General features: G+C 62.6%; 24 protein-coding genes. 19 read left to right on the top strand and 5 right to left on the bottom strand.

Going from position 1 to position 21,761, the window contains the following annotated elements; translation table 11 throughout:
* Positions 1-101 precede the first annotated feature (101 nt).
* The gene (treB, locus tag FUU19_RS02190) at positions 102-1,517 is read left to right on the top strand and encodes a PTS trehalose transporter subunit IIBC (protein ID WP_019453304.1); all 1,416 of its coding nucleotides are present in this window, start codon (positions 102-104) and stop codon (positions 1,515-1,517) included.
* A 67-nt stretch (positions 1,518-1,584) separates the two neighbouring features.
* Positions 1,585-3,249 carry an alpha,alpha-phosphotrehalase gene (treC, locus tag FUU19_RS02185; protein WP_230491072.1) on the top strand — a complete coding sequence of 555 codons (1,665 nt, stop codon included), beginning with the start codon at positions 1,585-1,587 and terminating at the stop codon, positions 3,247-3,249.
* A gap of 28 nt (positions 3,250-3,277) precedes the next feature.
* Here the strand turns inward: treC and FUU19_RS02180 are convergent, their stop codons facing one another.
* Positions 3,278-3,802 (bottom strand): NAD(P)H-dependent oxidoreductase, encoded by a 525-nt coding sequence (locus tag FUU19_RS02180; protein WP_141971246.1) that lies wholly within the window; start codon positions 3,800-3,802, stop codon positions 3,278-3,280.
* A 105-nt stretch (positions 3,803-3,907) separates the two neighbouring features.
* Here FUU19_RS02180 and FUU19_RS02175 point away from each other — a divergent pair, with 105 nt between their 5' ends.
* The 4 genes from FUU19_RS02175 (at position 3,908) to FUU19_RS02160 (ending at position 8,673) form a co-directional block, all read left to right on the top strand.
* Entirely contained in the window at positions 3,908-4,822 is a 915-nt protein-coding gene (locus FUU19_RS02175) for a LysR family transcriptional regulator (RefSeq protein WP_047572942.1), read from the top strand.
* A gap of 244 nt (positions 4,823-5,066) precedes the next feature.
* On the top strand, positions 5,067-7,205 hold the full coding sequence (gene nrdD / locus FUU19_RS02170; RefSeq protein WP_004933403.1) for an anaerobic ribonucleoside-triphosphate reductase: 2,139 nt from the start codon (positions 5,067-5,069) through the stop codon (positions 7,203-7,205).
* Positions 7,206-7,373: 168 nt separating this feature from the next.
* Positions 7,374-7,838 carry an anaerobic ribonucleoside-triphosphate reductase-activating protein gene (gene nrdG / locus FUU19_RS02165; protein ID WP_060434026.1) on the top strand — a complete coding sequence of 155 codons (465 nt, stop codon included), beginning with the start codon at positions 7,374-7,376 and terminating at the stop codon, positions 7,836-7,838.
* Positions 7,839-8,088: 250 nt separating this feature from the next.
* Positions 8,089-8,673, top strand: a complete 585-nt coding sequence (locus tag FUU19_RS02160; protein ID WP_043139204.1) for a helix-turn-helix domain-containing protein — start codon at positions 8,089-8,091, stop codon at positions 8,671-8,673.
* 19 nt (positions 8,674-8,692) lie between these two features.
* On the opposite strand, the gene FUU19_RS02155 is transcribed toward FUU19_RS02160, so the two are convergent.
* Together FUU19_RS02155 and FUU19_RS02150 are read right to left on the bottom strand one after the other, a co-directional pair.
* Entirely contained in the window at positions 8,693-9,136 is a 444-nt protein-coding gene (locus FUU19_RS02155; protein WP_202670142.1) for an acetyltransferase, read from the bottom strand.
* A 231-nt stretch (positions 9,137-9,367) separates the two neighbouring features.
* A complete protein-coding gene (locus tag FUU19_RS02150; RefSeq protein WP_230491071.1) occupies positions 9,368-10,423 on the bottom strand; it encodes a permease in 1,056 nt (351 codons plus the stop codon).
* Positions 10,424-10,650: 227 nt separating this feature from the next.
* On the opposite strand from FUU19_RS02150, the gene phnF reads away from it, so the two are divergent.
* The 11 genes from phnF to phnP are packed head-to-tail and all read left to right on the top strand — an operon-like array spanning position 10,651 to position 18,954.
* Entirely contained in the window at positions 10,651-11,379 is a 729-nt protein-coding gene (phnF, locus tag FUU19_RS02145; protein ID WP_015376439.1) for a phosphonate metabolism transcriptional regulator PhnF, read from the top strand.
* Entirely contained in the window at positions 11,380-11,823 is a 444-nt protein-coding gene (gene phnG / locus FUU19_RS02140) for a phosphonate C-P lyase system protein PhnG (RefSeq protein WP_019453314.1), read from the top strand. It abuts the gene before it with no gap.
* Between the two features lie 3 nt (positions 11,824-11,826).
* Positions 11,827-12,408 (top strand): phosphonate C-P lyase system protein PhnH, encoded by a 582-nt coding sequence (gene phnH / locus FUU19_RS02135; RefSeq protein WP_230491070.1) that lies wholly within the window; start codon positions 11,827-11,829, stop codon positions 12,406-12,408.
* On the top strand, positions 12,408-13,493 hold the full coding sequence (locus tag FUU19_RS02130) for a carbon-phosphorus lyase complex subunit (protein ID WP_089195397.1): 1,086 nt from the start codon (positions 12,408-12,410) through the stop codon (positions 13,491-13,493). Before phnH ends, FUU19_RS02130 begins: the two co-directional genes overlap by 1 nt.
* Positions 13,486-14,346 carry an alpha-D-ribose 1-methylphosphonate 5-phosphate C-P-lyase PhnJ gene (locus tag FUU19_RS02125; protein WP_016929301.1) on the top strand — a complete coding sequence of 287 codons (861 nt, stop codon included), beginning with the start codon at positions 13,486-13,488 and terminating at the stop codon, positions 14,344-14,346. The genes FUU19_RS02130 and FUU19_RS02125 overlap by 8 nt, the downstream gene beginning before the upstream one ends.
* Positions 14,346-15,134 carry a phosphonate C-P lyase system protein PhnK gene (phnK, locus tag FUU19_RS02120; RefSeq protein WP_038879071.1) on the top strand — a complete coding sequence of 263 codons (789 nt, stop codon included), beginning with the start codon at positions 14,346-14,348 and terminating at the stop codon, positions 15,132-15,134. Before FUU19_RS02125 ends, phnK begins: the two co-directional genes overlap by 1 nt.
* Positions 15,135-15,150: 16 nt before the next feature.
* Positions 15,151-15,855 (top strand): phosphonate C-P lyase system protein PhnL, encoded by a 705-nt coding sequence (phnL, locus tag FUU19_RS02115; protein ID WP_047729228.1) that lies wholly within the window; start codon positions 15,151-15,153, stop codon positions 15,853-15,855.
* A complete protein-coding gene (gene phnM / locus FUU19_RS02110) occupies positions 15,855-16,991 on the top strand; it encodes an alpha-D-ribose 1-methylphosphonate 5-triphosphate diphosphatase (protein ID WP_015376433.1) in 1,137 nt (378 codons plus the stop codon). The genes phnL and phnM overlap by 1 nt, the downstream gene beginning before the upstream one ends.
* Positions 16,991-17,560: a ribose 1,5-bisphosphokinase gene (gene phnN / locus FUU19_RS02105; RefSeq protein WP_202670146.1), complete on the top strand. Its 570-nt coding sequence runs from the start codon at positions 16,991-16,993 to the stop codon at positions 17,558-17,560. Before phnM ends, phnN begins: the two co-directional genes overlap by 1 nt.
* Positions 17,557-18,159 (top strand): DapH/DapD/GlmU-related protein, encoded by a 603-nt coding sequence (locus FUU19_RS02100; protein WP_230491068.1) that lies wholly within the window; start codon positions 17,557-17,559, stop codon positions 18,157-18,159. Before phnN ends, FUU19_RS02100 begins: the two co-directional genes overlap by 4 nt.
* 12 nt (positions 18,160-18,171) lie before the next feature.
* On the top strand, positions 18,172-18,954 hold the full coding sequence (gene phnP, locus FUU19_RS02095) for a phosphonate metabolism protein PhnP (protein WP_230491067.1): 783 nt from the start codon (positions 18,172-18,174) through the stop codon (positions 18,952-18,954).
* On the opposite strand, the gene FUU19_RS02090 is transcribed toward phnP, so the two are convergent.
* Positions 18,911-19,543 (bottom strand): NAD(P)H-binding protein, encoded by a 633-nt coding sequence (locus FUU19_RS02090; protein ID WP_230491066.1) that lies wholly within the window; start codon positions 19,541-19,543, stop codon positions 18,911-18,913. The genes phnP and FUU19_RS02090 overlap by 44 nt on opposite strands.
* A 30-nt stretch (positions 19,544-19,573) precedes the next feature.
* Entirely contained in the window at positions 19,574-20,014 is a 441-nt protein-coding gene (locus FUU19_RS02085; protein WP_230491065.1) for a YhbP family protein, read from the bottom strand.
* A 433-nt stretch (positions 20,015-20,447) separates the two neighbouring features.
* Here FUU19_RS02085 and speFL point away from each other — a divergent pair, with 433 nt between their 5' ends.
* Both speFL and FUU19_RS02075 read left to right on the top strand, forming a co-directional pair.
* Positions 20,448-20,552, top strand: coding sequence for a leader peptide SpeFL (gene speFL / locus FUU19_RS02080; RefSeq protein ID WP_004933443.1), 105 nt, complete (start codon positions 20,448-20,450; stop codon positions 20,550-20,552).
* 273 nt (positions 20,553-20,825) lie between these two features.
* Positions 20,826-21,761 (top strand): Orn/Lys/Arg decarboxylase N-terminal domain-containing protein (locus tag FUU19_RS02075; RefSeq protein ID WP_304622304.1); only part of this gene is annotated, 936 nt, incomplete at its 3' end.

The raw sequence follows: 21,761 nt of genomic DNA, 5'->3' as shown, positions 1-21,761 counted from the left end.
GTGATCCTCGCCCCAAACCGGGAACGTTCCCATTTCATTCAAAAAGCCGAGTGGCTAAGCTTTGATCATTACTCAGTCAACACCTCTGCAGGTATCCCATAATGAGCAAAGTAAAACAGCAGGATATTGATCGCCTGATTGTTTTGGTCGGCGGCCGCGAGAACATCGCCACCGTCAGCCACTGCATTACCCGGCTGCGTTTCGTCCTCAATGACCCCAGCAAGGCCAGCCCCAAAGAAATCGAAGAGCTGCCGATGGTCAAAGGGTGCTTCACCAACGCCGGGCAGTTCCAGGTGGTGATCGGCACCGACGTCGGCGACTACTATCAGGCGCTGATCGCCAGCACCGGCGTCAACGAGGCTGACAAAGAACAGGCCAAGGTGGCCGCGCGCCAGAACATGACCTGGACCGAGCGCACCATCTCCCACTTCGCCGAGATCTTCTTCCCGCTGCTGCCGGCGCTGATCAGCGGCGGTCTGATCCTCGGCTTCCGCAACGTGATCGGCGACATCCCGATGTCCGGCGGCCAAACGCTGGCGCAGATGCACCCGGCGTGGAAAACCGTTTACGACTTCCTGTGGCTGCTGGGTGAAGCGATCTTCATGTTCCTGCCGGTGGCCATCTGCTGGTCGACGGTGAAAAAGATGGGCGGCACGCCGGTGCTCGGCATCGTGCTGGGCGTCACCCTGGTGTCGCCGCAGCTGATGAACTCCTACCTGCTCGGCCAGCAAACGCCGGAAGTGTGGAACTTCGGCTGGTTCGTGATCCAGAAAGTGGGCTATCAGGCGCAGGTGATCCCGTCGATCCTGGCGGGCATGGCGCTGGGCTGGATCGAAACCCGGCTGAAAAAGATCGTCCCCGACTATCTCTATCTGGTGGTGGTGCCGGTGGTTTCGCTGCTGCTGGCGGTGTTCCTGGCGCACGCGCTGATCGGGCCGTTCGGCCGCATGATCGGCGATGGCGTCGCCTGGGCGGTGAAAGCGGTGATGACCGGCAGCTTCGCCCCGGTGGGCGCCGCGCTGTTCGGCTTCCTGTATGCACCGCTGGTGATCACCGGCGTGCACCAGACCACGCTGGCCATCGACATGCAGATGATCCAGAGCATGGGCGGCACCCCGGTATGGCCGCTGATTGCGCTGTCCAACATCGCGCAGGCCTCGGCAGTGCTCGGCATCATCATCATCAGCCGCAAGGCCAACGAGCGTGAAATCTCAGTGCCGGCGGCGATCTCCGCCTACCTCGGCGTGACCGAACCGGCGATGTACGGCATCAACCTCAAATACCGCTTCCCGATGCTGTGCGCGATGATCGGCTCCGCGATCGCGGGCCTTATCTGCGGCCTGGACGGCGTAATGGCCAACGGCATCGGCGTCGGTGGCCTGCCGGGCATCCTGTCTATCAAGCCGCAGTTCTGGCTGATTTACTCGCTGGCGATTCTGGTGGCGATCGTCATCCCGCTGGTGCTGACCATCATGGTCTACAAACGCAAGGCCGCCCGCGGCGAGCTGCCGGTTTAATTGACGCAATATGAATGTAGGGGCCCGCTCACGCGGGCCCGTTGTCACGATTCAAAGGTATACAGCTATGAGCAACCCAACCCCCTGGTGGCAGAACGGCGTCATCTACCAAATTTATCCGAAGAGTTTTCAGGACAGCACCGGCAACGGCTACGGCGATTTGGCCGGCGTAACGCGGCGGCTGGACTATCTGCAGGAGCTGGGCATCGACGCCATCTGGCTGACGCCGGTCTACGTATCGCCGCAGGTGGACAACGGCTATGACGTGGCGGACTACTGCGCCATCGATCCGGCTTACGGCACGATGGCGGACTTCGAGCAGCTGGTCGCCGCCGCCCACCGGCGCGGCATCCGCATCGTGATGGACATGGTGTTCAACCACACTTCGACCGAACATCCGTGGTTCAAGGCCGCGCAGGATCGCCACAGCCCGTATCGTCAGTTCTACGTCTGGCGCGACGGCGAAGGCGATACGCCGCCGAACAACTGGCGCTCCAAATTCGGCGGCAACGCCTGGCAATGGCACGCCGACAGCGGCCAGTACTACCTGCACCTGTTCGCCGCCGAGCAGGCGGATCTCAACTGGGAACACCCACCGGTGCGGGAAGAGCTGAAGAAAGTGTGCCAGTTCTGGGCGGACAAAGGCGTCGACGGCCTGCGCCTCGACGTGATCAACCTGGTGTCCAAACAGCAGGATTTCCCGTCCGACAGCCTGGGCGACGGCCGCCGCTTCTACACCGACGGCCCGCGCATCCACGAGTTCCTGCAGGAAATGAGCCGCGAGGTGTTTCAGCCGCGCGGCCTGATGACGGTGGGCGAGATGTCTTCCACCACGCTTGAGCATTGCCAGCAGTACGCGGCGCAGAGCGGCGAAGAGCTGTCGATGACCTTCAACTTCCACCACCTGAAGGTGGACTACGCCAACGGCGAAAAATGGACGCGGGCGGCGCCGGATTACGTGGAACTGAAGCAGATCTTCCGCCACTGGCAGCAAGGGATGCATAACCGCGCCTGGAACGCGCTGTTCTGGTGTAACCACGATCAGCCGCGCATCGTGTCGCGCTTCGGCGATGAAGGCGCACTGCGGGTACCGGCCGCCAAAATGCTGGCGATGGTGCTGCACGGCATGCAGGGCACGCCTTATATCTACCAGGGTGAAGAGATCGGCATGACCAACCCCGGCTTCCGCGCCATCGAGCAGTATCGCGACGTGGAAAGCCTGAACATGTACGCCGAACTGAGCGCCCAGGGCCGCAGCGATGCCGAACTGCTGGCGATCCTGGCGGACAAATCGCGCGACAACGGCCGCACCCCGATGCAGTGGAGCGCCGCGCCGCACGCCGGTTTCACCACCGGCACGCCGTGGATCGGCTGCGCCGAGAACTACCCGCAGATCAATGCCGACGCGGCGCTGGCCGACCTCGACTCGGTGTTTTACGCCTACCGCCAGCTGATCACCCTGCGTAAGCAGTATCCGCTGCTGACCCACGGCGACTATCAAGATCTGGCGCCGGATCACCCGGCGCTGTGGTGCTATCAGCGCAGCTGGAACGGCCAGCGCCTGCTGGTGGCGGCCAACCTGAGCCGCGAACCGTTGGCCTGGGCGGCGGAAGACGTGGAAGCCTCCGCGCAGTGGCGCCCGCTGATGAGCAACTACGCCGATTCGGCAGACCAGCCGCAGGCGCTGACGCTACGGCCGTTCGAAGCGGTGTGGTGGCTGCTCGAAGACTAACCCCGCAGGGCGCGGCGAGCGCTGCGCCCTACCATTTCCCCAGCAGCGCCACCACCCCGGCGGCCTCTTGCGCCAGGCGTTCATCGCTCATGTCGAACACGCCCTGCACCAGATGCGGCGACAGATAATCCATGCCGGTCAGGTTGGCCATGGCGTGGAACGGCAGCAGCAGATCCTGCACCGGATAACGGTTGTACCCTTCCGCCGTATAAGCCTGCGCGTTTCCGCCGGTGCTCACCACCAGCTGCAGCGGCTTGCCGTGCAGTTTAGTGCCCTCGCTGCCGTAGGCGAAACCGTAGGTTAATACCGCATCTTGCCATTCGCTGAGGATCGCCGGCGAGCTATACCAGTAAAACGGGAACAACATCACTACCGCATCATGGTTCTGCAGCAACTCCTGTTCGCGCGCCACGTCGATGCGGTAATCCGGGTACGCGCGGATCAGCTCATGTACGGTCACGTTAGGCAGTGTGCGTACGGCCTCGATCAGCGCCTGGTTAATGCGTGACTCGTCGGGGGTGCGGTGAGCGGTTAACACTAAAATGCGTGACATAACGATTCCTCGGTCATAAGAAGATGGGGGCATTTTTCCATTTCCGCCGCTTCGGGTGTAGGCTGTTAGAGGTCACTTCAATTTCAACCGAAAGTATCAACCACTATGTCACTACCCTTTGACGTGCATCGCCTGTTGCCGGCCTTCCTCGCCGCCGCGCAGGCGCAAAATTTCTCCGCCGCCGCCCGCCAGCTGGGCGTGACGCCGGCAGCGGTCAGCAAAAACATCCGCGCGCTGGAAGAAAAGCTGGCGCTGCGGCTGTTTCAGCGCAACACCCACAACGTGCTGCTGACCGATGAGGGCAAAGCGCTGCTGGCGCAGGTGGCGCCGCTGTGGCAGGCATTGGCGGCGACGCTGGAAAGCGCCGGCGGCGAACGGCAGGCGCCGGCCGGGGTGGTGCGCGTCACGATGATCCCCGGCTTCGGCCGCCAGATGCTGATGCCGTTGATCCCGCAATTTCTGGCGCGCTACCCGCAGATCGATCTCGATCTGTCGCTGGATGCGCGGGTAGTGAATCTGGTGGGCGAAGGTTTCGACGTCGGCATCGGCAGCCGGGTCGATCCCGACAGCCGGCTGGTGGCCCGCCCGCTCTACCCGATGCACATGGTGCTGGCGGCGTCACCCGACTATCTGGCGCGGCGCGGTGAACCGCAAACGCCGCACGATCTGCTGCGCCACGACTGTCTGCTGCACCGCAACCCGGCCAACGGCCGCCACGTCAAATGGCAGCTTCGCCATCAGGGCGAAACGCTGGCGCTGGATCTGAACGGCCGGCTGGTGGTCAGCCGCCCGGAGATGTTGCTGGATGCGGCGCTGGCCGGGCTGGGCATCGTCAACCTGGCGCGCTGGTACCTCGACAAGCACTTCGAACAGGGCACGCTGCGGCCGGTGCTGGCGGAATGCTGGCCGCGCCCGGTGCAGCTGTGGCTCTATTACGCTTCGGCGGATCTGCCGCCGCGGGTGCGCGTCTGGGTCGATTTTCTGCTGGCGCATTTTCGCGATCGGCCAACCGGCGATTGACGTCTGTTCAGCTTGCACACGCTCTTCCGTTTTCCTTGTTCTACATCAAAAGAATCTCGCCAATATCTATATATAGTGCATTAAGAATTACGAACACCTATATATAGTAGTTATCCACAAAATCATCCACACGTCGCCACAGCCCTTACGCGCTGCGGCTTTGCCCTGTGGATAAGCGAAATTTGACGGTTGCTCGCCATGCCAGGCGGGTATGAACGCTCCCTCGGGGAACAAGGAGTACAACGTGAAACCAGTAGTGATTAAGCGGGACGGTTGCCAGGTACCTTTTGACGAAGCGCGCATCGCGCAGGCCATCGAGCGCGCCGCGCTGGCGGTGGGCGTGGTCGACGCCGACTACTGCGCCACCGTCGCCCGCGTGGTCGCTCAGCGCATGGAGCAGCAGCCGCGCGTCGATATCCACGAGATCCAGCAGGCGGTGGAAAACCAGCTGATGGCCGGTGAATACAAACAGCTGGCGCGCGCCTATATCGAATACCGCCACGATCGCGACGTGGCGCGCGAGCTGCGCGGCCGCCTGAACCAGGAAATTCGCGGCCTGGTCGAGCAAAGCAACCGCGCGCTGCTGAACGAGAACGCCAACAAGGACAGCAAGGTGATCCCCACCCAGCGCGACCTGCTGGCGGGCATCGTCGCCAAACACTACGCCAAGCAGCACATCCTGCCGCGCGACGTGGTGCTGGCCCATGAACGCGGCGAAATTCACTACCACGATCTCGACTACTCGCCGTTCTTCCCGATGTTCAACTGCATGCTGATCGATCTGAAAGGCATGCTGACCAACGGCTTCAAAATGGGCAACGCCGAAATCGAGCCGCCGAAGTCGATCTCCACCGCCACCGCCGTGACCGCGCAGATCATCGCCCAGGTCGCCAGCCATATCTATGGCGGCACCACCATCAACCGCATCGATGAAATCCTGGCGCCGTTCGTCGACGAGAGCTTCCGCAAACACCTGCAGGTGGCGGAAGAGTGGCAGATCCCGGATGCCAAAGGCTATGCCATGGCGCGCACCGAGAAAGAGTGTTACGACGCCTTCCAGTCGCTGGAGTACGAGGTCAACACCCTGCACACCGCCAACGGCCAGACGCCGTTCGTCACCTTCGGCTTCGGCCTCGGCACCAGCTGGGAGTCGCGCCTGATCCAGCGCTCGATCCTGAAAAACCGCATCGCCGGGCTGGGCAAAAACCGCAAGACCGCCGTGTTCCCCAAGCTGGTGTTCGCCATCCGCGACGGCCTCAACCACCAGTACGGCGATCCGAACTACGACATCAAACAGCTGGCGCTGGAGTGCGCCAGCAAGCGCATGTACCCGGATATCCTCAACTACGATCAGGTGGTGAAGGTCACCGGCTCGTTCAAAACGCCGATGGGCTGCCGCAGCTTCCTCGGCACCTACGAGCAGGACGGCGAGCTGGTGCACGACGGCCGCAACAACATCGGCGTCATCAGCCTCAACCTGCCGCGCATCGCGCTGGAGGCGATGGGCGATGAGTCGCGCTTCTGGGCGCTGCTGGATCAGCGCCTGCAGCTGGCGAAAAAGGCCCTGATGACGCGCATCGCCCGGCTGGAAGGCATCAAGGCGCGGGTGGCGCCAATCTTGTACATGGAAGGCGCCTGCGGCGTGCGGCTCAAGGCCGACGACAACATCGCGGATATCTTCAAGAATGGCCGCGCCTCAATTTCGCTGGGCTACATCGGCCTGCACGAGACCATCAATGCGCTGTTCGGCGGCGAGAACCACGTGTATGACGACGAGGCGCTGCGCGCCAAAGCGGTGGCGATCGTCGCGCGGCTGCGCGCCGCCGTCGACGCCTGGAAAGACGAGACCGGCTACGGCTTCAGCCTCTACAGCACGCCGAGCGAGAACCTGTGCGATCGCTTCTGCCGGCTGGACACCGCCGATTTCGGCGTGGTGCCGGGCGTCACCGACAAGGGCTATTACACCAACAGCTTCCACCTTGACGTGGAGAAGAAGGTCAATCCGTACGACAAGCTGGACTTCGAAGCGCCCTACCCGCCGTTGGCCAGCGGCGGCTTCATCTGCTACGGCGAATACCCGAACCTGCAGCACAACCTGAAGGCGCTGGAAGACGTGTGGGACTACAGCTACAGCCGGGTGCCTTACTACGGCACCAACACGCCGATCGACGAGTGCTACGAATGCGGCTTTACCGGTGAATTCTCCTGCACCAGCAAAGGCTTCACCTGCCCGAAATGCGGCAACCACGACTCGGCCAAGGTCTCGGTCACCCGCCGGGTGTGCGGCTATCTCGGCAGCCCCGATGCCCGGCCGTTCAACGCCGGCAAGCAGGAAGAGGTGAAACGCCGGGTGAAACACCTCGGTAATGGGCAGCTCGGCTGAGAAACGCTGTGCAACCTATGCAGAAGCCTGGTCATCAGGCGTGATTGTCGCAGCCAGTTTGCCTTCGGCCAGCGCGCACCAACCGGAGCGTACACGCAGTACGTGAGGATTGGGGGCACTGCCCGGAGGCAAAATGGCCAGTAAAATAGCCTGATGGGCAGGCCTCACATGAATTATCACCAGTATTACCCAATCGACGTCATCAACGGCCCCGGCACCCGCTGCACGCTGTTTGTCGCCGGCTGCGTGCACCAGTGCCCCGGCTGCTACAACAAAAGCACCTGGCGGCTCAACTCCGGCCAGCCGTTTACCCCGGCGCTGGAAGACCGCATCATCGCCGATCTGAACGATACGCGCGTGCCGCGCCAGGGGCTGTCGCTCTCCGGCGGCGATCCGCTGCATCCGGCCAACGTGCCGAGCATCTTGCAACTGGTGAAACGGGTGCGCGCCGAGTGCCCCGGCAAGGATATCTGGCTGTGGACCGGCTACCGGCTGGCGGAACTGGACGCACACCAAATGCAGGTAGTGGACAGGATCAACGTGCTGATCGACGGCAAGTTCGTGCAGGATTTGAAAGACCCGGCGCTGATCTGGCGCGGCAGCAGCAACCAGGTGGTGCATAGGTTGCGCTGAGCCCGCAACACACATATCAATGGGTATTCATCCAAACTCGACCTGACGCATCGGCAGCATAGAGTCATCTGACAGGCGGCTCTGTGCCAAGAGCGGATGTTAGGGTTGCAAACCTTGCTCTAATGATGCCGTAGATACTACAGAGGTTATGATTGACTGAGAGAGCGACTGATTTTCAAACTTGTAAAATCAGTGATTTCAGCCTCATTGCGGTAATGGCATAATCAGGCTGGCGAAAGTGAGGGTGAGAATGGATAAAACATCTAAAAATCAGATAGTAGACAGCGACATTGCACGTTTATTGCTTAAACATAGAAAGGCACGCAACTGGACGGTAGCAGAGCTTGCCCAACGGTCGGGCGTCAGTCAGGCCATGATCAGCAAGGTTGAACGGGGAGCTTCCAGTCCCAGCGCCACGATCCTCGGCCGTTTAGCCAACGCCATGAATATCACGCTATCAAAACTTTTCGCAGAGCTTGAGCAACACCAGAACTCACTGGTGCTCTTTGCTCATCAGCAGCAGCATTGGACAGATGAAAAATCGGGCATTACCCGCTGGTCTCTGTCCCCAGCGGGCGCATGCCCCGAACTTATCAAAGTTGAAATTCCTGCTCTGGGTCAACTTACGATACCCGCTTCCGCCAGTGAGCATCTTTCCGGCCAAACGCTGTGGGTGTTGAGTGGCAGCCTTGATTTTCGGGTCAATAATCAAACCCATCATTTACGCGCCGGCGACTGTTTTGCCCTGACCTTTGCCAGCGAGTACCAAATGAGCAATCCCGACAGTGAGCAGGGTTGTGCGTACGTCGTTGCTTTTAGCCAAAAAAATCCATGAGGCGCCACTGCCACGACGGCTACATTCCCGCCGATCGGCTTAGGTGCAATAGGGGATAGGCCCTGCCTTGATTATCCAACTCGGAACGCCCTGAAACTTCAAAGCCCATATGTTGATAAAATCCGACGGCCTGTTGGTTTTGTTCATTCACATCGACGCTTAAATCAGGATGAAGCGCCAGCGCATGTGATATCAACTGCTTTCCGACGCCACGTCCGCGAGCTGCAGCATCGACAAAAAGCGCCTCCAGATGACCATCGTGTAAAAACATAAATCCCAGCGGATGGTCTTCCCGATCGGCGGCAACCCACACGGGGGTTTCAGAAAAAAAACCGACAACCTCTTTTTCGATCTCTTGTCGATCGTGCGCAGTGAGAAAGTCGTGCGTAGCATCTACAGAATTTTTCCAGATTTGTATAATTTCTGACGCTTCAGATGGACGTGACATTCTGATTTTTAACATTCTTCTACCTTACCGTGGTCATTACTGGGTGTATTTACACACAAAATTAGTCCACGCAAATTTACTATAGTGAATTTAAATTCACAATAGTACATTCGATATCATGTCATGATATCCGACAGGAGAGGCGTTAACTCACTGACTCCATTGATCCGCTTGACCGGTTGTTAAACGTGGCCATTGCCGTCTCCTCCTTGAGACAGCATCGGGCCACTCAGCAGCAGCGGTAAGTTACACCAACCCCATCCCCACCACGCCGGTCAGCACGCCGCACAGCGCCACCAGCGCCGCCGTCAGGCACAGCGCCCGGGCGGAGAAGGCCTTGTTGAGCATCAACAGCGAAGGCAGGCTGACCGCCGGTAGGGTCATCAGCAGCGCCAGCGCCGGGCCTGCGCCCATGCCCGCCAGCATCATGGTCTGTACGATCGGGATTTCCGCCGCGGTGGGGATAACAAACAGGCAGCCGACGATCGCCAGGCCGATGATCCACAGCAGGCTATTGTCGACGGCGCCGTCGGCGTGCGGGAACAGCCAGACCCGCGCCGCGCCCAGCGCCAGCACCGCCAGCACGTAGATCGGGATGGTCGACCAAAACAGCGCCCACAGCGCTTTGCCCCAGCGGGCGAGGAACGGCCGTTCGTCGCTCTGCGCCGTCATCACCGGCGGCTGCGGCGCGGCGGGCTGCGGATCGTTGGCGGTCACGCGCTGCACCAGCCAGGCGATGCCCAGCACCATCACCACGCCCGCCACCAGGCGGATGGCGGCGAACGGCCAACCGAGCACAAACCCCATGAATACCAGCGTCGCCGGGTTCAATACCGGGTTGGCGAGCCAAAAGGCCAGCGCAGCGCCGCTGGACACCGACTGGCGGCGCATGCCGGCGGCAACCGGCGCGGCGCAGCAGGTGCACATCATGCCCGGCAGCGCGATCAGCGCCCCCAGCACGGTGCCGGAAAAACGCCGGTGGCCGAGCGTGCGCGCCAGCCAGTCGCGCGGGATCAGCACCTGCACCAGCGAACCTAACAGCACCCCGAGCAGCGCCGCCTTCCATACCGCGGTGAAGTAGACCAGCGCATACTGCCAGGCTGCCAGCCAGGGGCTCGCGGCGCCGTCGGCCAAGATCGATTTGCCGATCGAGTGGCTGTCCGCCGCCACGAACGCCTTGCCGTAGTAAGGCTGCCATTTGACGTAGTAGAGGCCGACGGCCACCACCAGCAGAAACAGGATCGGTTTCCACAGCGGCCAGGCGCGTGGGGCGGGTTCAGGGGCGTTCAGAGGTTGCGGCATGGTAGCGGCCAGAGTCAGTCAACAGAGGCGCCAGCATAGCGCGCCGTCGCCGCCCGTGCACGCCCGGGCTGTCCTAAATAGTTCATCTGTTCGCCACCGACGCGTAACGCGATTGTCATCTGCGCCCGGCACCATGATGCCAACTTGAAAACCACAGGGTAGACGCACGATGAAACGCACCGCTTCCGCCTTCATCGCACAGCCATCGGTATGACGAGGTTTTTATTATGATGGAGTTATCTAGACATCCGACCACTTACCCCACCCGCTATCAGCAGATCGCCGCGCAGCTGGAACAGGAGCTGCGCACGCAATACCGCTGCGGCGACTACCTGCCTTCGGAACAGCAGCTGGCCGAACGTTACCAGGTTAATCGCCACACCCTGCGCCGCGCGGTGGATCAGTTGGTGGAGCGCGGCTGGCTGCAGCGCCGCCACGGCGTCGGCATTCTGGTGCTGATGCGGCCTTACGACTACCCGCTGCACGCCAACACCCGCTTCAGCCAGAACCTGTTCGAGCAGGGCAGCCATCCCACCAGTGAGCGCTTACTCGCTGTCTTGCGCCCGTGCAATGGGCATGTTGCCAGCGCACTCTCGCGTGAAGAAGGCGAAATGGTGATCCACCTGCGCACCCTGCGCCGGGTCAACGGCGTGCCGATGAGCGTCATCGACCACTATCTGCCCGATCTGGACTGGTGGCCGGCGCTGCAGCAGTTCCACAGCGGTTCGCTGCACCAGTTTATCGAACAGCACCTGCAGCAGCCGCTGACCCGCCGCCAGACGCGCATCAGCGCGCGCCGCGCGCAGGCCAAAGAGAGCCGGCTGCTGGAGATCGCCACCCACGCGCCGCTGCTGTGCGTGCGCACCCTTAACGTCCGCAGCGGCGGCGAAGACGTGGCGGAATACTCCGTCAGCCTGGCCCGCGCCGACATGATTGAACTGACGATGGAGCACTGAATGCAAGCCTTAGAGTCGAGACAACGCTGGATGTCGGTGCTGGCGCACAGCCGGCCCGAGCAGCTGCGCAGCCACTGGCAGGCGCTGAACCTCAGCCCGGGTTACCGCAGCATCCGCGCGCCGGAGATCGGCCTGGCCCAGCTGCAGGGGCGCATGGGCGCCACCGGCCGCCGCTTCGTGTTGGGGGACATGACGGTCACCCGCGCGGTGGTGCAGCTGGACAACGGCGGCTACGGCTACAGCTATATCGCCGGGCGCGACAAGGCGCACGCCGAGCTGTGCGCGCTGGCCGATGCGCTGCTGCAACAGCCGGAACACGGCGAACGCCTGCAACAACAGCTGATCGCGCCGCTGGCCGCGCTGCAGCACGAACAGCGCCAGCTGCGCGCCCGGGCGATCGCCGCCAGCCGGGTGGATTTCTTTACGCTGGTGCGAGGGGATTAAGCCATGAGTTTATTGACCGGTTTTGAACAACCGATAGACCAATCGCAGCACGCTTTCCGTTTGATTCTTAAAGCCTTGAGCGAACCGGGCCACCGGGTGACGCTGCCGAACGGCCCGGCCTGGGCGCCGCTGAACGCCGCCAGCACCGCCGCGCTGCTGACGCTGGCCGATCAGGAAACGCCGCTGCAACTGTGCGCTGCGCTCAAAAGTGAGCAAGTGCTAACAAACATTCGTTTTCACAGCGGCGCGCCGCTGGCCACCGCGGCGCAGGAGGTCTGTTTTGCCCTGTTCGATGAACAACTGCAGGCCGCCGATCTGCAGGCGTTGCCGCACGGCACGGAAATCTCGCCGGAATGCGGCGCCACGGTGGTGGTGCAGCTTGCTGAGCTGGAGAACGGCGCCGCGCTGCGCCTGACCGGCCCCGGCATCGAGAATCATCGCCTGATTGCGCCGCGCCTGCCGCCGGCGCTGCTGGATTACCTGGTCAATCGCCCGCAGCGCTTCCCGCTGGGGCTGGATATTTTGCTGACCTGCGGCGATCGCCTGCTGGCGATCCCGCGGACCACCCGCGTGGAGGTGTGCTGATGTACGTAGCGGTAAAAGGGGGCGAAAAAGCCATTGAGGCCGCCCATCAGCTGCAGGAACAGCTGCGGCGCGGCGACGACGCGCTGCCGGCGCTCGGCGCGGAACACATCGAACAGCAGCTGGGCCTGGCGGTGGATCGGGTGATGACCGAAGGCGGCATCTACGATCGCGAGCTGGCGGCGCTGGCCATCAAACAGGCCAGCGGCGATTTGGTGGAGGCGATCTTCCTGCTGCGCGCCTACCGCACCACCCTGCCGCGCCTGGCGGTCAGCGAGCCGCTGGCCAGCGAAAACATGCGGCTGGAGCGGCGCATCTCGGCGGTTTACAAGGACTTGCCCGGCGGGCAGGTGCTGGGGCCGACCTACGACTACACCCACCGGCTGCTGGACTTCGCGCTGCTGGCGGAGGGCGAAGCGCCACGTGCGCCGCAGGCCGACGAACCGCTGCCGGACAACTGCAGCCACGTGTTCGATCTATTGTGTCGCCAGCAGCTGGCGCGGGAGGAACAGGACGACGGCAGCGCGCCGGACGACATCACCCGCAACCCGCCGGTCTACCCCTGCTCGCGCTCGGCGCGCCTGCAGCAGCTGGTGCGCGGCGACGAAGGTTTTCTGCTGGCGCTCGGCTACGCCACCCAGCGCGGCTACGGCCGCAACCACCCGTTCGCCGGCGAGATCCGCACCGGCCACGTTTCGGTGGAGATCGTGCCTGAAGAGCTCGGTTTCGCCATCGATATCGGCGAAATCCTGCTGACCGAGTGCGAAATGGTCAACGGCTTCGTCGATCCCAAGGACCATCCGCCGCACTTCACCCGCGGCTACGGGCTGGTGTTCGGCCGCGCCGAACGCAAGGCGATGGCAATGGCGTTGGTGGATCGCGCATTGCAAAGCCCCGACTACGGCGAAGGCGTCGCCGGCCCGGCGCAGGACGAAGAGTTCGTGCTGGCCCACGCCGACAACGTCGAGGCCGCCGGGTTCGTCTCCCATCTCAAGCTGCCGCACTACGTCGATTTCCAGGCCGAACTGGAACTGCTCAAGCGGCTGCGACAGGAATACAGCGAGCGTCAGGAGGCCCGCGATGAGTGAAGTATTGACCGGCTATAACCTCGGCTATCTGGACGAGCAGACCAAGCGCATGATCCGCCGCGCTATCCTGAAGGCGGTGGCGATCCCCGGCTATCAGGTGCCGTTCGGCGGCCGCGAGATGCCGATGCCCTACGGCTGGGGCACCGGCGGCATTCAGCTCACCGCCAGCGTTATCGGCCGCGCCGACGTGCTGAAGGTGATCGACCAGGGCGCCGACGACACCACCAACGCGGTGTCGATCCGCCGCTTCTTCCAGCGCGTTGCCGGGGTGGCCACCACCGAACGCACGCCGGAGGCCACCCTGATCCAGACCCGTCACCGCATTCCGGAAACCGCGCTGCGCGAAGACCAGATCCTGATCTATCAGGTGCCGATCCCGGAGCCGCTGCGCTTTATCGAACCGCGCGAAACCGAGACCCGCAAGATGCACGCGCTGGAGGAGTACGGCGTGATGCAGGTGAAGCTGTATGAAGACATCGCGCGCTACGGCCATATCGCCACCACCTACGCCTATCCGGTGAAGGTCAACGATCGCTACGTGATGGATCCGTCGCCGATCCCAAAATTCGACAACCCGAAAATGCACATGATGCCGGCGCTGCAGCTGTTCGGCGCCGGACGCGAGAAACGCATCTACGCCCTGCCGCCGTTCACCAAGGTGGAGAGCCTGGACTTCGACGACCATCCGTTCAGCGTGCAGCAGTGGGACGAACCCTGCGCGCTGTGCGGCTCGCGCCACAGCTACCTGGACGAGGTGGTGCTCGACGATCGGGGCAACCGCATGTTCGTCTGTTCGGACACCGACTACTGCCGGCAGCAGCTGGCGCAATCTTCGCAAGAGGCGCAGCACTGATGACTTCCACCCCTTTGAGCACCACCCCGCTGCTGTCGGTGAACCGGCTCACCCACCTGTACGCCCCCGGCAAGGGCTTCAGCGACGTGTCGTTCGACATCTACCCCGGTGAAGTGCTGGGCATCGTCGGCGAATCCGGCTCCGGCAAAACCACGCTGCTGAAATCGATCTCGGCGCGGCTGGCGCCGCAGCGCGGGCAGATCCTTTACCGCCCGCAGGCGGGCCAGGAACAGGATCTGTACGCCATGGCGGAGAGCGATCGCCGCCGCCTGCTGCGCACCGACTGGGGCGTAGTGCACCAACACCCGCTCGACGGGCTGCGGCCGCAGGTCTCCGCCGGCGGCAACATCGGCGAGCGGCTGATGGCCATCGGCCAGCGCCACTATGGCGACATTCGCCGCCAGGCCGGCCAGTGGCTGGAAGACGTCGAAATCCCGCTGTCGCGCCTCGACGATCTGCCGACCACCTTCTCCGGCGGCATGCAGCAGCGGCTGCAGATCGCCCGCAACCTGGTCACCCACCCCAAGCTGGTGTTTATGGATGAGCCGACCGGCGGGCTGGACGTGTCGGTGCAGGCGCGCCTGCTCGATCTGCTGCGCAACCTGGTGGTGGAGATGCAGCTGGCGGCGGTGATCGTCACCCACGATCTCGGCGTGGCGCGGCTGCTGGCCCACCGTCTGCTGGTGATGAAACAGGGCGAAGTGGTGGAGAGCGGCCTGACCGACCGAGTACTGGACGATCCGCACCATCCTTACACCCAGCTGCTGGTTTCTTCGGTGCTGTCGTAACCCAAGGCGATAACAGATGACTATGCAAATCCGAGTTGAACATCTCAGTAAAACCTTTGTGCTGCACCAGCAGTACGGCACCCGCCTGCCGGTGCTGCACGACGCCAACCTGACGGTCCACGGCGGCGAATGCGTGGTGCTGCACGGCCACTCCGGCAGCGGCAAATCCACCCTGCTGCGCTCGCTGTACGCCAACTACCTGCCGGACAGCGGCCATATCTGGATCAACCACCAGGGCGACTGGCTGGACATGGTCAGCGCCGACGCGCGCCAAATTCTGGCGGTGCGCCGCCATACGCTGGGCTGGGTCAGCCAGTTCCTGCGGGTGATCCCACGCATCAGCGCGCTGGAGGTGGTGATGCAGCCGCTACTGGAACAGGGCGTCGAGCGCGCCGAGTGCCGTGAACGCGCCGAAGCGCTGCTCGCTGCGCTCAACGTGCCGCAGCGCCTGTGGCCGCTGGCGCCATCCACCTTCTCCGGCGGCGAGCAGCAGCGGGTGAACATCGCACGCGGCTTTATCGTCGATTACCCCATTCTGTTGCTGGACGAACCGACCGCCTCGCTCGACAGCCGCAACAGCGCGGCGGTGGTGCAGCTTATCGAACGCGCCAAGGCGCGCGGCGCGGCGATCGTCGGCATTTTCCACGATGAAGGCGTCCGCCAACAGGTCGCCGACCGGCTTTATGACATGCAGGCGCCACAGGCGCTGGAGGCCCTCTGATGATCGTCAATAACGTTAAGCTGGTGCTGGATGACCAGGTGGTGCAAGGCTCGCTGGAGATGCAGGACGGCGTGATCCGCAGCTTCGCCGACGGCCCGAGCCGGCTGCCGCAGGCGCTGGACGGCGATGGCGGCTGGCTGCTGCCGGGGCTGATCGAGCTGCATACCGACAACCTGGACAAGTTCTTTACCCCGCGCCCGAACGTCGACTGGCCGGCCCATTCGGCGATGAGCAGCCACGACGCGCTGATGGTGGCCAACGGCATCACCACGGTGCTGGACGCGGTGGCGATCGGCGACGTGCGCGACGGCGGCCACCGGCTTGAAAACCTGCAGAAGATGATCGACGCGGTGATCCACAGCCAGCGCGCCGGGGTGAACCGCGCCGAGCACCGGCTGCACCTGCGCTGCGAGCTGCCGCACGAGAGCACGCTGCCGCTGTTCGAACAGCTGATGGACAAGCCGGGCGTGTCGCTGGTGTCGCTGATGGACCATTCACCGGGCCAGCGCCAGTTCGCCTCGCGCGAAAAGTACCGCGAATATTATCAGGGCAAGTACCACCTCAACGACCAGCAGATGAGCGAGTACGAGGAGCAGCAGGTCGCCCTGTCCGCCCGCTGGGCCGCGCCGAACCGCGAGGCGATCGCCGCCCACTGCCGCGCGCGCCGCATCTCGCTGGCCAGCCATGACGACGCCACCGCCGCGCACGTGGCCGAATCCTGCGCGCTGGGCAGCGCGATCGCCGAGTTCCCCACCACCGAGGCGGCCGCCCGCGCCTCGCACCAGCAGGGCCTGCAGGTGCTGATGGGCGCGCCGAACATCGTGCGCGGCGGTTCCCACTCCGGCAACGTGGCGGCGCACCACCTGGCGGCGCTGGGCGTGCTGGATATTCTCTCTTCCGATTATTACCCGGCCAGCCTGCTGGACGCGGCGTTTCGCCTCGCGGCGGACGAACGCAACGCCTACGATCTGCCCCAGGCGGTGCGCATGATCACCCGCAACCCGGCGCGGGCGCTGGATCTGCAGGATCGCGGCACCCTCGCCGAAGGGCTGCGGGCGGATCTGGTGCTGGCGCGGCCGCACGGCGAGCACGTTTATGTGCAGAACGTGTGGCGCCAGGGTAGGCAGGTGTTCTGATGGCGCGGCTCATCTACCTGATGGGGCCTTCCGGCGCAGGCAAGGACAGCCTGCTGGCCGCACTGCGGGCCGACGCCGACCGCGCGCCGCTGGTGGCGCACCGTTACATCACCCGGCCGGCGGACGCCGGCTGCGAGAATCACATCGCGCTGAGCGAACCGGAATTTCTACGCCGCCGCGCCAAAGGGCTGTTCGCGCTCGACTGGCAGGCTCACCAGCAGCACTACGCGTTCGGGATCGAAGTGGATCTTTGGTTGCTGCAGGGGATCGACGTGGCGGTCAACGGTTCGCGCGCCCACCTGCCGCAGGCGCAGCAGCGCTATGGTACGCAGCTGCTGCCGGTATGCCTGCAGGTCAACGCCGCGATCCTGCGCCGGCGCCTGCAGGATCGGGGGCGAGAAAGCGCCGAACAGATCGAGCAGCGGCTGGCGCGGGCGGCGGAATATCAGCAGAGTCTGCCCGCCGGCTGCCGGGTGCTGCACAACGACGGCCCACTCGACGACACCCTGGCGGCGCTGCTGGCGCTGCTGCCCACCCCTACCCGACAAGCTCAGGATGCGACGCCATGAACGACTTTGCCCAGCCGAAAATCGGCGACAACGTGACCCTTAACCGCACCCGGCTCGGCCAGTATGTGCACCTGGCCGACGATGCGATCCTGGAAGAGGTGGAGATGGGGGACTACTCCTACACCGCCGGGCACAACCAGATTTTTTACGCCACCATCGGCAAGTTCGTCTCCATCGCCTCCTATGCGCGCATCAATCCCGGCAACCACCCGACCTACCAACGCATCGCGCAGCATCACTTCACCTACCGCGCTTCCGAATACGGGCTGGGGGAAGACGACGCGGCGTTCTTCGACTGGCGGCGCGAGCACCACGTCACCGTCGGCCACGACGTGTGGATCGGCCATAACGCCATTCTGATGCCGGGCGTCAGCGTCGGCAACGGCGCGGTGATCGGCAGCGCGGCGGTGGTCACCAAGGACGTGGAGCCTTACAGCATCGTCGCCGGCGTGGCGGCCAGAAAGATCGGCATGCGCTTTGACGATGCGCTGATAGAACGCATCGAACGCAGCCAGTGGTGGCACTGGGATCACGCCACGCTGCAGGCGCGGCTGGCGGATTTTCGCGACATCAACCGCTTTGCGCAGAAGTATCTTTAACGGAGGGGAGCGATGCAACTGACCTTTCTCGGCACCGGCGGCGCGCAGCAGGTGCCGGTGTTCGGCTGCGACTGCCCGATCTGCCAACGGGCGCGGCGCGAGCCGGCATTTCGGCGGCGAGCGTGCAGCGCCATGCTTAACTATCAGGGGGAAACGACCTTATTGGATGCGGGATTGCCGACTTTGGAGCGGCGATTTTCGGCGGGGCAAATTCAACGTTTTTTACTGACACATTACCACATGGATCACGTTCAGGGGTTATTTCCTTTGCGATGGGGGTGCGGAAATTCCATTCCGGTGTATGGCCCGCCGGATGAACAGGGCTGCGACGACCTGTTCAAACACCCCGGCATTCTGGCGTTTCAGCCGCCGCTGGCGCCCTTCGCCACCGTCGAGCTGGGCGGCATGCGCATCACCCCGCTGCCGCTGCAACACTCCAAGCTGACCCACGGCTATCTGATCCAGGCGGCGGGCGCTGCGCTGGCCTACCTGACCGACACCGTCGGCCTGCCGCCGGCCACCGCCGACTATCTGCAAAACGTGGCGCTGGATCTGCTGGTGCTCGATTGCAGCCTGCCGCCTCAGCCGCAGGCGCCGCGCAACCACAACGATCTGACCCGCGCGCAGGAGACGCAGCGGTTGCTGCAGCCCAAACGCACGCTGCTGACACACATCAGCCATCATCTCGATCTGTGGCTGCTGGACAATGAACTGCCCGCCGGGCTGGAGCTGGCGTTCGATCACCTCAGCGTCAGCCTCGGTAGCAGTGCAGCCGATCCGACTCCAGCACCCTGATCCCTTCGCCCGGCGTGAACGCCTGCTGCAGCAGCGTTTGCGCCACGTCTTTGGCGGCGACGGCGCGCCATTTGCCGGGCAGCAGCCTGAACAGCGGCAGCGTGAGGCGCTCCATCAGGCGCGGCGCGGGGCGATCCCCCACCAGCATGGAAGGCCGCACCAGCGTCAGGCGCGGCCAGTGCTGTTCGCGCAGCGCCTGCTCCATCTCGCCTTTGGTGCGGTTATACAGGAAGGTGGAATCCGCGTTGGCGCCCAGCGCGCTTACCACCAGACAGTGCTGCGCCCCCAAGCGGCGGCCGGTCAGCGCACTCTCCACCACCAGTTGATAATCGACGTAGCGGAAGGCATCGGCGCTACCCGCCGCCCGGCGGGTGGTGCCCAGGCAGCAGAACACCAGATCGACCGGCTGCTGCAGGCTACTCAGCAGTTCGAACAGCGCATCGCCGACCGGATTGGTCAGCTTGCCGTGCGGTGGCAACGGCGTGCGCGTCGGCGCCACGATGGCCGTTATCTGCGGATCGCTTTGCAACAGCTGCAACAACTCGCGCCCCACCAGCCCGGTTGCGCCGACTAACAGTGCTCGCGCCATGCAATCTCCCGTTGTAATCGATACGTCGACTTAAAGTATAGACCGCGCCCAGTGCAGCTTCTTGCCGAAGCCGAGGGTGTTGTCGGTCATCTTCACCTCGTGCAGATCCAGCCGCCAAGCCGAGGCCTTCATCGCCCTGGCGATCGGGAAGCGCTTGCAGTAACGCGCCCGCGCCGCCTCGGCTTCTTCGCCGCTCAGCAGCACCGCCTCGGCGCGGTACTGCACGCCGCGGATCAGCGCGATGCTTTTCGGCTTCGGCGCGATGGTGCCAACCACCCGGCCGTTGTTCAGCATCAGCCCGCCGTGGCGGGTGTGCGGTTCGGTCATCAGCCACAGCGCCATCGTCGCGGCGTCGAACACGTAAAAACAGTTGGCGCACCACATGTCGAGGCCGTCGCCGGCGCACAGCGTCAAGACGTGTTGCTTACCGATGAAATCCGCAATCTGCTGCCGTTGTTCTGGGGTATTCAAGGTCAATCGCCTCCCTGTTCACTCGCCTCATCTTACCCTGCGTTGTTGAAGCGAGTCACAAATAACGATAATCGCCAAAAAACAAAAATGAATATAAAAACACAGATAGTGAATTTTTATTTATTTCAGCATAAAGCAGGTTGATAACATAAATAACACAATACAGATTTATTTGATCGTTATGCAGCCGGTTATTTGACCGCTTTTTTTATTCCTTCCCGAGCGCCATTGAAATTAAGCGTTCAGGGCTCGCGAACATTAGCAATTCATTTACATGCCAACCTCTGCACCCGGATGATACTTATGCAACACATTGCATAACCGGTGAATAGTTATTTATCAAAACCGGCATTTATGTGATTCTCATCACGATTTTCAGCGAATCTTGCGCTAAAATAGCGCCATCTTTTCACTCAGCAAGGTGGATTAGAAAATGGAAAACAATAACCGAAAAATGGCACACATCAGGCGTACAACCCATATTATGATGATGGCTCATCGCAGCTGCTTTAGCTTCGCATTCTTCAACTACAGATAACCCTCCCCTTCGCTCTTACGCCGTTGATAAGAGTGTCTTTGCGTTTTTACTTATTCTCCGCACTCCGGTGATAATGTCTCTTTCTCGCTAACCGGGAAGGACACGCAATGCATTTTTAATTTCGGCCAAGCGCATCCAAGCCAAATAAAACAACGAACACAGTTAATGCCTTTCGGCATCACTGGGTTCTCGCACACCTTTATTTTCGTGAAGGCGTTAACGGCAAATGGAATTATTTGCCGGCGGACTGCCTTTGCCTGAAGAATGAGAAAAATGAAAAATTTAAAAATTGCCGCCAACACCCAAACCCTCGGCTGCTTTGAAACTGAACGCGACATCGTCGATGTGCATCACAGCGATTTCAATGACGTCGCCGCCATCGTGCTGTCGGTAGACGACGTCACGCAAGGCATGGTGGCGCGCATCGAAGAACACGGCCTGAACATCCCGCTGTTCGTCGCCGTCTGCTGCGAAGAAGAGCTGGATAACGCCGTATTGCCGGCGCTACACGGCGTGTTTGAACTGTGTGGCAAGAATACCCAGTTCTACGGCAAACAGCTGGAGGCCGCCGCCACCAAATATGAGAGCGAGCTGCTGCCGCCGTTCTTCAACACGCTGACGCAATACGTAGAAATGGGCAACGCCACCTTCGCCTGCCCCGGCCATCAGGGCGGCGAGTTCTTCCGCAAACACCCGGCGGGCCGCCAGTTCTTCGACTTCTACGGCGAAACGCTTTTCCGCTCCGACATGTGCAACGCCGACGTCAAACTGGGCGATCTGTTGATCCACGAAGGCGCGCCTTGCGCCGCGCAGCAGCACGCCGCCAAGGTGTTCAACGCCGACAAGACCTACTTCGTGCTCAACGGCACCTCGGCCTCGAACAAGGTGGCGACCAACGCCCTGCTGACGCGCGGCGACCTGGTGCTGTTCGACCGCAACAACCATAAATCCAACCACCACGGCGCGTTGATCCAGGCCGGCGCCACGCCGGTGTATCTGGAAACCGCCCGCAACCCGTTCGGCTTTATCGGCGGCATCGACGCGCACTGCTTCGACGAACGCTACCTGCGCCAGCAGATCCGCGAAGTGGCGCCGGAACGCGCCAACGAAGCCCGCCCGTTCCGCCTGGCGATCATCCAGCTCGGCACCTACGACGGCACCATCTACAACGCCCGCCAGGTGGTCGACAAGATTGGCCACCTGTGCGAT

This window comes from Serratia montpellierensis, assembly GCF_020858655.1.
Taxonomy (GTDB): domain Bacteria; phylum Pseudomonadota; class Gammaproteobacteria; order Enterobacterales; family Enterobacteriaceae; genus Serratia; species Serratia montpellierensis.
This window is presented reverse-complemented; position numbering and strand designations above follow the sequence as displayed.